Genomic DNA, 15,167 nt, shown 5'->3' on the forward strand with positions numbered 1-15,167 from the left:
GATCAGCGCAGTGATGTATTTGGCTGGCGTGATGTCGAAGGCAGGATTGAAGACGGGGGTATCGTCAGGGGTGATTTGTTGGCCTTTGATATGGGTGATTTCTGCGGGGGTGCGCTCTTCGATATTGATTTCTGTGCCGCTAGCCAAGTTCATATCGAGCGTGCTAGTAGGGCAGGCGACGTAGAACGGGACGCTGTGGGCGTGGGCGACAAGTGCAAGGTTGTAGGTGCCAATTTTGTTGGCGACATCTCCATTGGCGGCGACGCGATCGCATCCCACAATACAAGCGTCAATCTTTTGCGTACTCATCACATAGCCCGACGCGCCATCGACAATTACCGTATGCGGAATGCTGAACGCCTTCATTTCATAGGCCGATAGGCTTGCTCCTTGCAAACGCGGCCTGGTCTCATCTAGAAAGACATGAATTTGCTTTCCCTGCTCGTGGGCAACCCGAATCACGCCGATTGCCGTGCCATAGTCCACAGCCGCTAGAGCGCCGGTATTGCAGTGGTGGATGACAGTTGCCGGATTGGGAATGAGTGCTTGAGCGTAAGTGCCAAGCTGTTTGCAGGCTTCGATGTCGGCTTGGTAGAGTGTCTGGGCTTCGCTTAAAAGAGCCGCAGCGATCTCTGTAGGCGGGGTAGTTTTCTCTGCTAGGTCTGTCGCGATCGCCAATAGATGATTGATTGCCCAAGACAGATTGACCGCTGTCGGTCTAGCCTGAACCAGATACTCACCAGCGGCGTGAAGATCGGCGAGGAAGGTTTTCGGCGGGTGAGATTGGAACTGTTTGGCTGCGATCGCCAGTCCAAAAGCAGCCGTCACCCCAATCGCCGGAGCCCCACGTACCACCATCGTCTGAATGGCCTCGGCCACTGACTTGTAGTCTGAATAATCTTGATAGACCGTTTGGGCTGGTAGCTGTCTTTGATCGAGTAGCCGCAGCCGACCATTTTTCCATTCGATGCTGCGAAAGGGGCTCATAGCTTTTATCCGAAAGGCCGAAGACTCTTTTGTATTCTACGGGAATGGCGATCGGAACCGCGATCATCAGAGAAAGGCTTTGCCAAGATGAGCTATAACGCCCCACTGCGGCGAAAGCTGCACTCAGTAAAGAGACGTTGACATGTTACGAAATCTAGTGCTCACAACCCTAATAACACCGCTGTCGAACTTGCCGAGCTGCTGAGGTAAGGCGATAGAATAGCGCTATGACTACGCTAATGCTAGAGATACGTCGCAAGTTCGCTAAGGAACAGTTCGAGGTTTCTAAACATGCTGTCGATCAATCTATTTTGCGACACTCAAAGGAGACGGAACGATAATGACAAGTACTTGAAAAGAGATCTTGGTTGAGAAGCACGTCACATATATTTCGAGTCCGGTGGAAAGATTTTTCTGATCAACAACACGGCTCGGTTCAGCGGACGCAGACAAGCTTTACAACTCAGTCAACAAAACCAGAGCGTTCCGCTGCAACCAGATTGTTATGTTCTCCCTGAAGTGCTAGATTGTGTATAGAAAGTGGAATCCATACACATGGGTGCAACATGAGAACGAATATTGTCATTGACGATCAGTTGATGGCCGAAGCCCTCAAAGCCTCCGGCTACGAAACTAAAAAAGAGGTCGTTGAGCAAGGTCTGAAACTTCTAGTCCAGCTGAGCAAGCAACAGGAAATTCGAAAGCTGCGAGGCAAAGTCAAATGGGAAGGCGACCTAGATGAAATGCGGAGCGCCCGATGATACTGGTGGATACCAGCGTCTGGATTGACTATTTCAACGGAATCAAAAACCCGCAAACTGACCTGCTAGATGCCTCGATAGTCCAAGGATTGGTCGCTATTGGAGACCTCATATTTCTCGAAATCCTGCAAGGCATTCGCAATAACAAACAATACCGTCAGACCAAACAGAGTCTGCTCGCGCTAGATCAATATGAGATATTTGGCAAAGAGATGGCAGCCAAGTGCGCCGACAATTATCGAGCGCTTCGTAAGAAAGGCATTACCATCAGAAAGACTGCCGACGTGATCATCGCGACGTTCTGCATAGAGAAGGAGCTACCTCTGCTGTTTTTGGATCGCGACTTTATCCCCTTTGTTGATCATCTTGGGCTTGAACCCGCCCTGCGAGAAACATAACGTCTGCCATCACCGGGCCGGGACGGTTGATGTTCCATTCGTGAAAACCCGCAAGCCCGGCTCCGGTGCATGGCTTGGTTATCCGCCATTTTGGGACGAGTATGACGGGTCGCGATTCGGCGGAGTGACGAGTTCGACAACATGCCCATCGAGGTCGTGAACAACCGCTCGACGCCCCCACTCTGAATCGGTTGGCTTAGTGCGGAGTGTAGCACCAATTTCGAGCAACATTTCAACGATGGAGTCAACATCGTCCACGCTAAAGCCTAATCGCGTTCGGGTTGTCGTGTCATCACTCGACCGGGCAGGGTAGATCTCGAATACGAATCCGTCAACGGTCGATGTGTAGTGCTTGGGGCCATTGCCGTGAGCGTGTTTGGTAAACAGAAGGCCCATTTGCGAGTAGAAGGTTGCAGCACGCTCGATGTCAGGTGATCGGAGAACGAGCAAGTTGCAGATCGGAGGAGAAGCGTACATCGTCAGCGGGAGGTAGGAAGCAAGGCGATTTCAGTCGGATAACGTTTCCAATCACCCGCCGCAGATAATCCTCTAACCGATAACCTCTCGGCGGTCGGGTGCATTGGGGTTGTTATGCGGCGATATCTACTAACCTTTTGCTGGGTAAAGCAAATGATCGGGATCTAACCAAACAATATAAAAGACTTCATCAATAAGAAATCCATGAACTCTACCGTGCTCGTTCGAAGAGAGGGAAAATTGGTAAGGAGTGTCTACTAACTGTTCCTCGTTCGGTAATCCAAACCCATTTTCGCTTGTATCTTCCCATTTAATTGGATGACATCGAAGAGAACTGCTACGATTCACTAATAGTTCTCGATTAGACAAACCTGATAGAGCCTTTAAGCGATCAATTAGCGTTAGCCAGTATATAGTTGTTCTGCCATTACAATAAAACTTATCATGTCCGTCCTGATAATACTTAAACGAAAAGCTGATGCCTTGCGGCTTCAGCTTTGTTGATTCAATCCCAGATGTACTATTCTTCGGGATTTTAGTCTTCTTAATCTTCTTCGACACGTGCCCCGTAGTACTCCTTCATCCACTCTTTCTTGATAACTTCATTGGAAGGCGCATCTGGTGGTAAATCTCCTCTAGCCCAGTCCCAGGGATCTTCCGCATGAGTCATTTGCTCTAGCTCATAGGCATCACAAGCAAAGTACTCCTCCGCAACTTCATCAAGGAATTGAAAAACATCTTCAGGAAGCTTAGGATCAGCGTCTTCCAGAATTGGTTGCCATCCAAAGGTCTTATATTTTTGATACAAAGATGGAATTACCGGTCCATGCACCCAAGCCTGAAAATCCTCTGCAAAGAGAGGCTCATCATAGAGTGCGATATGCCAAGCCTGAGCATAGTAAACAAGCTTTTGAAGCTTCAAATTACTAATGAAGGAGCCAGTTTCATTCGCTAGCCCAATAAAATAGTCTGCTATGTCAAAGCAGGACAACACTAAGCTCACCCCCTTACTTACAAAGCCCTGGAAAGACTCATAGGCTTACATAACTAGCTTATACAGTCTTGCAGCAAAAGCTATGGGGAATTCCCCGACCTCATAGTCTATTTGTACTATTATAAACTTTTGGTTAAGCAAATGCATAAAAAATTACCAAATTCCAGCAAGTTCACCTCGTCAACAAATTCCAACATGTGTCCCCGACAGGTAGCCTCAAGCCGCATAACGATAAAGTTGTGCGGCGGCAGATAACCTTGAGCTTTCAGCGATAACCTTCGTGCCGTCCGAACCAACGTAGTGTTAGCTGGCGACACTATTCTAGACACTGAAACCCTCTTTCACCCCTCAGTTTGCTATCAAAGCTCCAAGTTTCTGTGCAGCCTGCCTGCCAAGAAACCGCCCCAATCAGATAATCAGAGAAATCCGCCTTGCCTTGTTTATATCGCTGTAATGCTTGATCAACCGTTGAACGATTTTCAAACTCAAAAGCTGCGCTGTGCAACATCACCTCTAGGACATTGATGATTTCATCTTTACGAAAGCTGTAAGTTGCCCCTCGGAGTACCCAAACCACCTCACATAGAACAATATTGGTGATAAAGCAGGGCTGATTACGTTGAATTGCGGTAACGGCCTGTTGCCATTGCTGCTCGTCATCTCTGGTAAGGTATCGGACGAGGATGTTGGTATCAACTCCAATCATTGGCACCCTTGGAGATGGCTGTTTCCATATCCTCAAGGGAGGCTCTTTGCATACCGGGTCGGTGGAGGATGCCAGATAACGTTTCTACGGCAACATTTAGAGGGAAAATTTTGACTTGACCGTTTTCATCGATGACAAACTCGACTCGACTGCCACTAACCAACCTAAGATGCTCGCGAATTTCTTCAGGTAAGGTAATTTGCCCGGTATCGTTCACTGCTGTACTGAACATAGTTAAGACGGCTATATATAGCTGACACTATGATTTTAACAGAGCCGCTGAAAACACCCTAAACGGTGTACCCAAACAAACTGGGATGCAGATCAGCGGAGCAGATTAGGTATCAGCCTAAATAAATTTCTTCTAGGAAAGAACTTTCAATCTATGGGCTGCTGCGAGAGGTAGCTAATCTTTAATGCCAAATCGAGTACGGAGCATCTGTCTTAACACACTACTACTGCGCTCTACAAACTCATCCTCGGTTTCACGCTCTGATGGGACACCAATACGATCACTAAACTCAGAGATAAAGCCTTCGTCACGTACTACACTAGAAACCTTCTTCGAAAAATCCTGTTTTTTGTCAATTGGAACGCTTGCTGGCGTCAAAAGATTACTAACTGCTACCGTCAGAGCAGTTTCAATAGCTGGCAGTGCAGTATTGGAAGCTGATAAAGCCTTGGTCGGTGAATCCTCTGCCCTGTCCATAAACTCTTTAAAGCTACTCATTGCAGTTTCTCATTTCTCCTGTTTGCCTTTCCATTCTCTATAAAAAGCACGAAGTAGGTCCTCAAATGCTTTGATAACCGTATCAATAATCTTACGCTTCGTTTTTTCGTCTAAACGATCCCATAGTTTGCGAAACCACGAAACTACGCTAAGCAGCAAATCAACTACCATCGTTTACTCCGTCAGAAACCTCATGGTGATGCCCCAGAATTATATTGATGCTAGTTTACCCATGAATAGCTGATCAACCCTTCTACGATCCAGAACTTGAGCAGCTAACGGTTCGGCCATCAGGGGCGCGAGAAAAAACATTTAAAGAGCAGCTGAGACGTGTAAACCGAGCGTCCCTTGCATGGCCTTGTTAGCTGAATCACCAAATCAGCTATTCTCATCGCGGAGACTTGCTACACCTTTGCCATAATACTCATCTATAATTTGCTCTCTGGTAATGGGTATTGGAATGAAAGGGTCTGATTGCTGAGCGTCAGGAGGGCGAAACATAATTACCGCACCAGAATTTGTCATGCCAAATGTCTCATGACGTATTTCAAAAAATTCAAGCTGAACAATTAAGCCTCTAAGAGCATATTGACTCACGGTTCGCGCAAAATAATTTGAGTTCCAAAAATACGACGAAGGCAATGGGTTTTCAGGCCATTGACAAATAAACAAGGCTGTAGATTTTAAGCCTTCGTATCCCAGGCCAATCAGTCAACTGACAAAACAGACCAGCTTTACGCTACATGTAGCGTTTTTGTATTTCTTTGAACCACTAAAATAAATGCGCGAACCGTGAGTATTGAGGCAAACCTCTAACTCCCCAAATTCCCTTATCTATTTTCATCTCCTCAAGGAAAAGATCTGCAAAATATTTCGAGAAAAAAAGTGGAATATAGCTTCTATTATCTTCACGGTTTAACCCCAATCCAAACCAAACCCCCGTATTTTTCCCAGATCTAGTCATCATGATTGTCCAGAAAGGCTCTCCAATACATGATTCATCAGGAAGAGCGACTGTTTTAAGACGTTCACCTATAAGGGAGCCGAGACATGGCAAGTCTTTTGATGTTAAGGCAAGGATGCCTTTTTGTTGAGAAAAGTTAATTGCCCCAGACTGATAACCGTTTCTCGAAATGATGACACCAATTACCCCAGGTATATCTCTAACTTTCGATTCGAGGGCGTTTATCACCTCTCTCTTGACTGGATTTTTCCAATCCTTGCATTCAATAATTACCTTATGTTGAATTCCTGCACGCTCAAATTCATAGTAGACATCAATCTGATAAGTTTCGCCTGAGATTCCTTTCAGGAATGTATTTGCCCCACCTGATACGACAATGCCATCATCCTTAAGATTCAAAAGGATGGAATAAATCCCTCTTACATACTCCTCAAATTCTGCACCTGAACTCATGATGTAGAGCGATTTCAAAAATTACAAGCTAACTATTTATTAGAGGGAGAGATTCTACCTAATGCCCCTAAATGGCTGATTAGATAGAAATGCATCCGCCTAATTACCCCGTGAAGATGGATAGGTGGAATTTCGTCTACCTATTTACCCAAATAAGATGATTAGGTAGAATCTTTCTGCCTAAATATAGCTGATCATAGGCTGTCACTCTGAAAAGTCGTTAGCCGTAATTACACGATGACAGGGTTAGCAGTGCCCTATGCGCGTGGTCGGATGAGTGGACGTCTGAAGGCAGCAGTAGTCAGCGATTTCCTAACTTCATCAAAAGTCGGAAAGAGAGTTGGCTAGAGAGTTGGCCAGAGCTAAGAAATTGTCACTTTTTTAACCACTCGTTGAAATGATGGTTTTAAATGACGGTGAAAAGGTGGGATAAGTAGATTTAGTTTTCTCAGTAGCGTAGCTATGTCAGGTCCAGATACTTTGATGCCGTCGGCGGTGACGCGCTCTTCTTCTGTTATTCAAGACAAATTTATTATTTGCGGGCTGGGCAGCTTGGGCCAGCAGAGTGTCATCAAGCTAAAGAAATTTGACTACGCTCCTTATGAAGTCTCGATTACGGCGATTGAGCGGCGAATAATCGATGACTGGGAAATCGATGACTTTCCGAGTCAGCTGGCGGTAGCGCCAATTTTGGGTGACTGTCGTCGGGAAGATATTTTAAGAAAAGCGGGTATTGAAGACAGTCGGGCGATTCTGATTGTAACCAGCGATGAAAGTACCAATGTGGAATGTGCGATCGCCGCTCGTCGTCTTAATCCTAATATTCAAATTATTCTGCGCTCATCTCGCCACAGCCTCAACACACTGCTAAAGCGGCAGCTGGGTAATTTCGTGGCCCTAGATGCTACCGAGCTACCCGCAATGACCTTCGCCCTAGCTGGACTAGGTGATGATATCGTCAGCGTCTTTACCATCGGTCGCCACCGCTTTCGGATTGTGGAACGGTTTGTACGCGCTGGCGATCCGCGCTTTGATCAGCATCAGATGCAGGCACTGCACCAGGGAAAGTTTCGGCTGTTGGATTTTGACCCGGTTGAGAAGCCTCAGCAGCCGCTAGGTTGGGCGACGACCGCATCATCCGTGTTTCACCGATGGCAGCCCTATGTGAGAGTCTCGGCAGGCGATCGCATTGCCTACATAGAAATGATCTCAGAGGCTAATGACGCCGAGAAAAGAAAAACGCCTTTCACCGCGCTCAATCAGCTAGTCGAAGACTGGAAGACTGGCGACTGGCGGCGGCGACTACGCAACTGGCGTCAATCTTCTGAGCAATCCACCGAACGAGTGCTGGCCACTGTATTAGTGACTGCCCTCGCACTGTGGATAACCGGGACGCTTTTGCTGAAGGTAACGGGACCCAGCATTTCCTGGGTCAAGGCTATTTCTTTGGGCGCAATCCTATTACTGGGCGGCTATGGAGACGTATTTGGCGGATTTAGCAGTTCTGGAATTCCTGGCTGGGTACAGCTGGTCTGTTTGATGATTACGGTGGTTAGCATTCTGGTTGTGCTTGGGGTGCTAGGTCTTTTGGCCGATCAGTTACTCAGCTCTCGGTTTGACTTTTTGCAAAAGCGTCCTCGCATTCCCCGCAGCCACCACGTCGTTGTCATTGGCCTAGGTCGCATCGGCAGAAAAGTCACCAGCTTGCTGCTGGAGCTGAATCAGCCTCTAGTCGCTATTGATAAGCAGCTTAATCACCCGGAGCTGTTCACTCAGATTCCTTTACTGATTGGCAACATTCTAGAAGAGCTATCGGCGGCGAATTTGGCGACTGCCAAGAGCATCATCGCTGTGACAGATGACCAGATGCTTAACCTAGAGGTGTCCCTGCTCGCTTCAGAAAAGAATTTGGGGGGTAGACGCGGTTTCTCTCCAGTCGTTCGCACGCGCAATCAGTCATTTAGCGATAATCTAGCGGCGCTGATGCCACAGGCCCGGTCTTTTTGTCCCTACGCGCTTTCTGCCGAAGCGTTTGCGGGCGCTGCTTTTGGTGAGAATATCTTGGGTCTTTTTCGGCTGAGCGGACAGACCAATCTAATTGCTGAATACTTGATTGAACCTGGCGACACCCTCGCGAACAAACAGCTAACCACCGTTTCCTATGGCTACGGTGTGGTGCCTATCTTGCGAGAAACAGTGGACTCGGCAGGCAATGCCTGTGTGGTATTAATGCCGACAGACGATCAGTATTTGCTGCCAGGCGATCACCTCTTTGTCCTGTCTTCTATCAATGGCCTGCGTCGAATAGAAAGGGGCGAAATGACACCACCCCGCCGATGGCGGCTATCTGTAGAGCAAAAACCTAATCCAACAAATGCCGCCGACGTGGTTCAGTTGCTAGCGAGACTGACCAACTTTTCACCCCAGTCAGCTCAGCAATTTATCGATCGGCTACCTGCCACAACCGACGTAGAACTCTACGACTACCAGGCTGCCAGGTTAATTCAAAGCATGAAAGAGCGACTATCTATTAGACTCTCGCCTTTGTAGAATAGCTAGTGCAAAACCGCTAAAGTGCGGAATCTTTGCAGTCGGCCATCAGGCGGCGCGAACAGGTGGTAGGGCTGGCACGGTTGCTGGTTTATCTGTGACCAAGAACTCTCGAATCAAACGGGCAATGCCTCTTTGCACGACGCCGCTCACTACCCGACGACCCAATCCCCTGGCTTCCGGTTCGGCAATCAGCTTGGGAATAACAGTCGCCACGGTGGTCGGATTAAACCCTGGGGTATCACGCAGAATCTTGAGGATTCTGATTGCATGTTCCCAGCTAGCTGGCGGTGACTGTGAGGCAGCGGCTGAGCGCGATGTGGGCTCTTCTTGACCCAACGGCAGTCGTAGCGCCCTCGTAATCTGCTGCAAGAGGCTATAGCCCATTTTGTCGATTTCCTTAGCTAGCTCGTCAGCGATTCTCACTCGCAGGTATTCGCCGCGCTTAGAGAACAAGAATTCCAGCGTCTGATCTAGTACCTGATCGAGGTCGTAGTCAGTACTGTCTTTCGCATTTCTCAGCAGGTTTTCCAGGCGATTCCAGCGGAAACTGCCGTCTCTAAACAGCAGCTCTTGAAGTGACGTTCTTAGCTGTGGCGCTGGATCGGTCAGCAGTCGCCGCGCTACGTATGGATAGGCTTTGCTCAGCACTTTGAAGCTAGGATCGACTGTAATGGCGATGCCGTCTAAGGTGACGAGCGAGCGAATGATCAAGGCGTAGTAGGCCGGTACCCGAAAAGGATACTCGTACATGAGCGCCGAGAATTCATCGGTAATGCTCTTGAGATTGAGCTCCGCAACGCTGGCACCTAGCGCGTTGTTAAATACGCCTGCCAACGCTGGTACGATTGGGCTCAAGTCAGTGTCTGGAGTCAGAAATTCTAGGTTCACATAGTCTTGTGCCAGTCCTTCAAAGTCTCGATTGACCATATGAACAATAGCTTCAATCAAGCCGTATCGCTGATAGGCTTCTACTTGGCACATCATGCCAAAGTCAAGATAGGCTAGCTTGCCATCTGCCATTACCAGTAGGTTGCCAGGATGCGGGTCTGCATGGAAAAAGCCGTGCTCTAGCAATTGACGCAGAGAACACTGGACACCGACTTCGATTACGTGGGTAGGATCGATGTTGCGTCTGGCGAGTTCATCTAGTTCTGTGAGTTTGACGCCTTCTATCCATTCCATGGTCAAGACGCGGCGTCCGGTGTACTGAGTATAGATAGTGGGAACGACGATTTCTGGTAGGTAGCCGTAGAGATCGGCAAAGCGCTGGGCGTTAGCCCCTTCGTGGTTGTAGTCCATCTCTTCGAAGATGCGATCGCCAAACTCGTCCACAATACTGACTAGATCGCTACGAATCTGTCCAATATACTTAGTTGCCCAGCCTGCCAGGACTCTGATGACGTAAATGTCTTTAGTAATTTGATCGGCTAGGCCAGGGCGCTGCACTTTGACAGCCACGTCTTCGCCAGTCTTTAGCCTGCCTTTGTACACTTGCCCCAACGAAGCGGCAGCGATTGGAGAATCAGATAGATAAGAATAAACCACTGCTGGCGGCTGACCAATTTCTTCTTCAAGAAATCTGAATGCGATTTCATTAGAAAAAGGTGGTAGCTGATCTTGTAGCTTCACCATCTCTGCCATCGCAGCAGGAGAGATCAAATCAGGCCGAGTAGAGAGCGCCTGTCCGACTTTGATGTAGGCAGGTCCTAGGCGAGTCAGCATCAGTCGCAGCCCTTCGGCTCTCTTTTGCTCATTTATTTTTTGACGACCCGTCACCTTATCCCATAGCAGTCCTAGTACATAGCCAGAGGCGATCCAGAAAATATTCATCAGGCGGAACAAAATCTGGAGAGGGCGACGACGGTAGTAGGCTGCGATCGCCTCAGGGTCGTACACCAAAATATCTTCGAGCGATCGCGGTGGTCGGTTGCTAGCCACAGGCATCGCTGGAACGGTTACCGTTTGCGGCGCTTCTGGCTGACTGGTAGGCCCACTAGCTGGCGTAGCTGGCGGCATAGAAGGCACTGGCTCAGAAGTTATAGGTGAATCAGAAAGGCCGTTAAACAGTTCAGGCGAAGCTGCACTCATAAGAAATCTTTAGAAATATGGGGTCTCGTCTGGCTAAAAAATCTCTATCCCACCCGCGCAGACAACGCCACAGAGCGAAGCCTCTTTTAAAGTAATCGCTTTAGAGCAGTCGCTCTAAAGTAGAAGGTGTTCCGAAGAAGAGGGGCTGTAGAATAGAGCAAACGATTTATCTTTGGCTGAACACATCAGTTAAAGCTCAGTCAAAGCAAAAAGCACCAAACCAAATTGCGCTTTGTGTAAACTATTGTATCAACTTATTGAAAAATATCTTCTGTCTAAGGCCGTAGGGTTTACCGAAATCAAAAGTAGGAAATCAAAAAACAGTACGCTCGATAGTACAACCGTATAAACTAGCTAGCTGTAGTATTTGCGCTGGTCCAATGCCCTTTCTTCTACTTCATTCTTCATCTAATAGCTGAGCCCTATGTTGGTTTCTTTGAAAATCGAGAATTTTGCCCTTATCGATCAGCTCGATCTAGAACTGAAGCCTGGCTTGAACGTGCTCACAGGGGAAACTGGCGCAGGTAAGTCGATCATACTAGATGCGATTGACGCCGTTTTGGGTGGCAAAGCTAGCAGTCGCTGGGTTAGAACCGGCACCGAAAAGGCTCTTGTCGAAGCCGCCTTTCAAGCCGACGCTAGAATCTCTGACTGGTTGAACGCCCAAGAGATCCCCGATAAAGGGGCTTTAATTACCTGCCGACGCGATCTCACCACGGGTAAAAGTTCGGTTCGTAGTAAATCTAGGCTTAACGGCGTTCTAGTCAAGAAGCCGCAGATGGACGCTTTGCGGCAGTTGCTGATCGAAATCACCGCTCAAGGCCAAACATTACAGCTCGGCGATCCCGATCTGCAAAGAGACTGGCTAGATGGGTTCGGCGATAAAAAGCTGCTCAAGCAAAAAGATCAGGTAGCTCTTGACTATGCTGCGGCTAGCTCGGCTAAGAAGGTTCTAGATGCCCGCCGCCGCGCCGACCAGCAGCGGGCCGATCAGATAGAGATGCTTCAGTTTCAGAGCAAAGAATTTAGTGAGGCGGCGCTAGAAGATCCTAACGAGCTAGAAGATTTACAGATAGAACATCAGCGACTGAGTCATAGTGTCGAGCTTCAACAGCAAAGCTATCAGCTCTACCAAATACTGTACGAAAATGACGACGGCGCGGCTTGCTCTGATCTGCTAGGCGATGCTGAGACCGTTTTGATGGACATGCTGCGGTTCGATCCAGACATCAATCCAATTCTGGAGATGGTGGCAGAAGCGTTAGCTCAGGTTCAAGAAGCGGGGCGTCAGATCAACACCTATGGTGAAAACATCGAAACCGACCCGGAGCGCCTAGATCAAATAGACGCTAGAATCTCTCAGCTCAAGCAGCTTTGTCGAAAGTACAACCGCGATTTGCCTGAGTTAATAGATCACTACCAGAGCATTCAGGCTTCGCTAGCGGCGTTAGATGGAGAGGGGCAATCAATTGAAGAACTAGAAGTCGCCTATCAGCAAAAGCAAGCGGCGCTTTTAGAAGGCTGCGATCGCCTCACAAAGATGCGGCAGACGGCAGCCAAAAAGCTAGAGGCCGATCTCGTGGCTCAGCTCAAGCCGCTGGCTATGGAACGAGTCAAGTTCAAGGTAGATATCCAGTCGCAGGTTCCTACGATGCACGGAGCGGATGCGATCGCCTTTCTATTTAGTCCCAACCCCGGAGAACCGCTTCAGCCCCTCATCGAAATCGCCTCTGGCGGAGAAATGAGCCGCTTCTTACTGGCGCTCAAAGCCTGCTTTTCTCGGGTCGATCCGATTAATACGATGGTTTTTGATGAAATTGACGTCGGCGTATCAGGGCGAGTAGCGCAGGCGATCGCCGAAAAACTCCACCAGCTTAGCCGAGAGCATCAGGTACTGTGCGTCACTCATCAACCCCTCGTCGCTGCCATGGCCGACGCCCACTACCACGTTGGCAAACACGTAATTGTCTCTGCTGCCGAGCCCGCCTCGAAGAAAGGCCGAAAGCCAAAAGCCAAGCTCTCAAACTCTAAAACGCCAGACTCTAAAACACCAGACTCCAAAACTGAAGCCAAGCTAGCAGAAGCTGCGCTTACTAAAGAAGAAGTCAAGGCAATTGAGAAGATTGCGGCCCAGAGTGCTGGCCAGAATGCAAGCCAGAATGCAAGCCAGAGCGCAGGCCAGAGTGCAAGCCAGAGCGAAGCTGGTAAAGGAACCTATAGCCCAGGTGAGCGGACTATTGTCAAAGTCACGCCTTTGGGCAATGCAAAAGCGCGCAGAGATGAGCTCGCCCAGCTGGCTGGAGGCCGCTCTCATACCGAGGCGATCGCATTTGCCGATTCCTTACTAGCCCAGGCCGAAACGATCCGAAAGGCAGGATAATTTTTACCGTCTCGAACCCGATGACGCCATCAGCGCCTATAGTGATGCTGATATCTTGTTGCCATTGCTTTTGGAATTTATAAGAAACTATGCATTGGATAGTTGCAGCCATAGAGCCCGTTCTAGAAGATCCAGCTATTGAAGCAAACCTGCGCCAGTTTTTACTGGTTCTTTCCGTATCCTTAGGGGTTGCTACGCTCTCTCGTGTCTTCAGCGTGCTTCGCAACATTCCCTACACATTGCTGCTGCTGCTAGTTGGCTTGGGGCTAGCCGTTGTCGATGTTCGCCTAGTCAACCTTTCACCAGAGCTGATCCTGTTCATATTTCTGCCGCCGCTGCTGTTTGAGGCGGCCTGGAATATCAAATGGAGCCGTCTTAAAAGCGATCTTTTCCCGATTTTGCTCTACGCCATATTAGGCGTTGTCATTTGTATACTGGGTCTGGTCTTCGGGCTGCAGCAATTTGCCGGGGCTTCGCTAGCCACCGCGCTTTTAGTCGGCGCGAGTCTGTCGGCAACCGATCCGGTCTCGGTCACGGCTTTGTTTAGAGAGCTAGGGGTCGACAAAAGACTCACCACGCTAATGGAGGGTGAAAGCCTCTTTAATGACGGTGTTGCGGTGGTCGCGTTCAATCTGCTGCTAGGCATTGCCTTAGGCGTCGAGCAGTTTGACGGATCTGTGACCATTGCTAGGTTCGCTCTCTTCGTGGGTCTTGGTATCAGCCTAGGCGGATTGATTGGTTTTGGTATTTCTTTTTTGACTCAGCGGTTCGACATTCCACTAGTTGAACAGTCGCTGACTTTAGTCTCAGCCTATGGCACCTACATCGTCGCTGAAGAAGTGGGCGGCTCGGGCGTGATTGCAGTCGTCACCACCGGCTTGATCCTAGGTAACTTTGGTTCGCGAATTGGGATGAATCCCCGTACTCGGCTAGTCGTTTCTGAGTTTTGGGAGTTCTTAGCCTTTTTTGTCAACTCCATCGTGTTTCTGCTAATTGGCGATCAGGTGCGCTTCCAAGACTTGATTGACTATTCAGAGACTATTTTCGTGGCGATCGCGATTATCATTATCGCTAGAGCAATCAGCGTCTTTGGCCTCAGTGCTTTTAGCAACCTAGTGACTAAAGGTGAAAATATCTCTATTCCTGGTCAGACGGTTCTGTGGTGGGGTGGCTTGCGTGGTTCGGTTTCTGTCGCCCTAGCGCTCAGCGTGCCAGAATCATTAGTCGAACGAGAAAAAATCATCGCGGTTGTCTTTGGCGTCATGCTGTTTACGCTGCTGGTACAGGGATTGACAACGCAGCCGCTACTTGCTTGGCTTGATTTGCTAGGCGATCAGCCTACCCGACAAAAATACACTCAGCTAGTGGCTCATCGAGTTGCGCTGAACCGAGTTCTAGACCGACTCAAAGAGCTCATCGAGCGACAAGAAGTGGACGAGGAGTTTGCTAAGTATCAAATTGCCTTGGTAGAAGGTCAGTTAGAAGAGCTGCAGGATGACTTAGTAAAGCTACAGCGATCAAATCCAGAGCTGCTTACCTACGCCGCCGAACAGATCCGTGACGAACTGCTCGCTATAGAGTCTGATACTTATGCAGAGTTCATCCGAGCAGGCCAGCTCAAAGATGAACTGGCTCCCCTCCTACAGGATGTACTGCCTCAGAACGCCTAATTCTCT

Annotated in this window: 14 protein-coding genes; 5 read left to right on the top strand and 9 right to left on the bottom strand. The window is 48.8% G+C overall.

Annotated features, from left to right (window positions below; genetic code table 11):
• Window positions 1-987: S-methyl-5-thioribose-1-phosphate isomerase (mtnA, locus tag IQ256_RS20565; RefSeq protein ID WP_193857441.1), on the bottom strand; the 987-nt coding region annotated here is incomplete at its 3' end.
• 566 nt (window positions 988-1,553) lie between these two features.
• On the opposite strand from mtnA, the gene IQ256_RS20570 reads away from it, so the two are divergent.
• Both IQ256_RS20570 and IQ256_RS20575 read left to right on the top strand, forming a co-directional pair.
• Window positions 1,554-1,748, top strand: coding sequence for a type II toxin-antitoxin system VapB family antitoxin (locus IQ256_RS20570; protein WP_193857442.1), 195 nt, complete (start codon window positions 1,554-1,556; stop codon window positions 1,746-1,748).
• Complete coding sequence (locus IQ256_RS20575; RefSeq protein WP_193857444.1) at window positions 1,745-2,146, top strand: PIN domain nuclease; 402 nt, start codon at window positions 1,745-1,747, stop codon at window positions 2,144-2,146. Before IQ256_RS20570 ends, IQ256_RS20575 begins: the two co-directional genes overlap by 4 nt.
• Window positions 2,147-2,224: 78 nt before the next feature.
• On the opposite strand, the gene IQ256_RS30495 is transcribed toward IQ256_RS20575, so the two are convergent.
• From IQ256_RS30495 to IQ256_RS20605, 7 genes are all read right to left on the bottom strand, one after another.
• Window positions 2,225-2,623, bottom strand: a complete 399-nt coding sequence (locus IQ256_RS30495; protein ID WP_193857446.1) for a VOC family protein — start codon at window positions 2,621-2,623, stop codon at window positions 2,225-2,227.
• A 544-nt stretch (window positions 2,624-3,167) separates the two neighbouring features.
• Complete coding sequence (locus IQ256_RS20585; protein ID WP_228025116.1) at window positions 3,168-3,545, bottom strand: Panacea domain-containing protein; 378 nt, start codon at window positions 3,543-3,545, stop codon at window positions 3,168-3,170.
• A 388-nt stretch (window positions 3,546-3,933) separates the two neighbouring features.
• Window positions 3,934-4,323, bottom strand: coding sequence for a PIN domain-containing protein (locus IQ256_RS20590; protein ID WP_193857449.1), 390 nt, complete (start codon window positions 4,321-4,323; stop codon window positions 3,934-3,936).
• A complete protein-coding gene (locus IQ256_RS20595) occupies window positions 4,310-4,555 on the bottom strand; it encodes an AbrB/MazE/SpoVT family DNA-binding domain-containing protein (protein ID WP_193857450.1) in 246 nt (81 codons plus the stop codon). Before IQ256_RS20595 ends, IQ256_RS20590 begins: the two co-directional genes overlap by 14 nt.
• 174 nt (window positions 4,556-4,729) lie before the next feature.
• On the bottom strand, window positions 4,730-5,053 hold the full coding sequence (locus tag IQ256_RS20600; protein WP_193857452.1) for a hypothetical protein: 324 nt from the start codon (window positions 5,051-5,053) through the stop codon (window positions 4,730-4,732).
• A 378-nt stretch (window positions 5,054-5,431) separates the two neighbouring features.
• Complete coding sequence (locus IQ256_RS29785) at window positions 5,432-5,650, bottom strand: hypothetical protein (RefSeq protein WP_228025117.1); 219 nt, start codon at window positions 5,648-5,650, stop codon at window positions 5,432-5,434.
• A 175-nt stretch (window positions 5,651-5,825) separates the two neighbouring features.
• Window positions 5,826-6,470 (bottom strand): restriction endonuclease, encoded by a 645-nt coding sequence (locus IQ256_RS20605; RefSeq protein ID WP_193857453.1) that lies wholly within the window; start codon window positions 6,468-6,470, stop codon window positions 5,826-5,828.
• A gap of 462 nt (window positions 6,471-6,932) precedes the next feature.
• Between IQ256_RS20605 and IQ256_RS20610 the strand changes: the two genes are divergently transcribed.
• Window positions 6,933-9,020: a TrkA family potassium uptake protein gene (locus IQ256_RS20610; protein WP_193857455.1), complete on the top strand. Its 2,088-nt coding sequence runs from the start codon at window positions 6,933-6,935 to the stop codon at window positions 9,018-9,020.
• Window positions 9,021-9,068: 48 nt separating this feature from the next.
• Here IQ256_RS20610 and IQ256_RS20615 read toward each other — a convergent pair whose 3' ends face one another.
• Window positions 9,069-11,111 (bottom strand): AarF/ABC1/UbiB kinase family protein, encoded by a 2,043-nt coding sequence (locus tag IQ256_RS20615; RefSeq protein WP_228025118.1) that lies wholly within the window; start codon window positions 11,109-11,111, stop codon window positions 9,069-9,071.
• Between the two features lie 424 nt (window positions 11,112-11,535).
• On the opposite strand from IQ256_RS20615, the gene recN reads away from it, so the two are divergent.
• Both recN and IQ256_RS20625 read left to right on the top strand, forming a co-directional pair.
• Window positions 11,536-13,491 (top strand): DNA repair protein RecN, encoded by a 1,956-nt coding sequence (gene recN, locus IQ256_RS20620; protein WP_193857456.1) that lies wholly within the window; start codon window positions 11,536-11,538, stop codon window positions 13,489-13,491.
• An 89-nt stretch (window positions 13,492-13,580) separates the two neighbouring features.
• Window positions 13,581-15,161: a sodium:proton antiporter gene (locus IQ256_RS20625; RefSeq protein WP_193857458.1), complete on the top strand. Its 1,581-nt coding sequence runs from the start codon at window positions 13,581-13,583 to the stop codon at window positions 15,159-15,161.
• The last annotated feature ends 6 nt before the right edge of the window (window positions 15,162-15,167 follow it).

Source organism: cf. Phormidesmis sp. LEGE 11477, from assembly GCF_015207105.1.
GTDB lineage: Bacteria > Cyanobacteriota > Cyanobacteriia > Phormidesmidales > Phormidesmidaceae > Phormidesmis.

Coding starts and splice junctions, on each gene's coding strand:
- IQ256_RS20610 (WP_193857455.1), top strand. CDS start 6,933: ATGTCAGGTCCAGATACTTTGATGCCGTCGGCGGTGACGCGCTCTTCT.
- IQ256_RS20595 (WP_193857450.1), bottom strand. CDS start 4,555: ATGTTCAGTACAGCAGTGAACGATACCGGGCAAATTACCTTACCTGAA.
- IQ256_RS20625 (WP_193857458.1), top strand. CDS start 13,581: ATGCATTGGATAGTTGCAGCCATAGAGCCCGTTCTAGAAGATCCAGCT.
- IQ256_RS20605 (WP_193857453.1), bottom strand. CDS start 6,470: ATGAGTTCAGGTGCAGAATTTGAGGAGTATGTAAGAGGGATTTATTCC.
- IQ256_RS20600 (WP_193857452.1), bottom strand. CDS start 5,053: ATGAGTAGCTTTAAAGAGTTTATGGACAGGGCAGAGGATTCACCGACC.
- IQ256_RS20590 (WP_193857449.1), bottom strand. CDS start 4,323: ATGATTGGAGTTGATACCAACATCCTCGTCCGATACCTTACCAGAGAT.
- IQ256_RS20570 (WP_193857442.1), top strand. CDS start 1,554: ATGAGAACGAATATTGTCATTGACGATCAGTTGATGGCCGAAGCCCTC.
- recN (WP_193857456.1), top strand. CDS start 11,536: ATGTTGGTTTCTTTGAAAATCGAGAATTTTGCCCTTATCGATCAGCTC.
- IQ256_RS20575 (WP_193857444.1), top strand. CDS start 1,745: ATGATACTGGTGGATACCAGCGTCTGGATTGACTATTTCAACGGAATC.
- IQ256_RS20615 (WP_228025118.1), bottom strand. CDS start 11,111: ATGAGTGCAGCTTCGCCTGAACTGTTTAACGGCCTTTCTGATTCACCT.
- IQ256_RS30495 (WP_193857446.1), bottom strand. CDS start 2,623: ATGTACGCTTCTCCTCCGATCTGCAACTTGCTCGTTCTCCGATCACCT.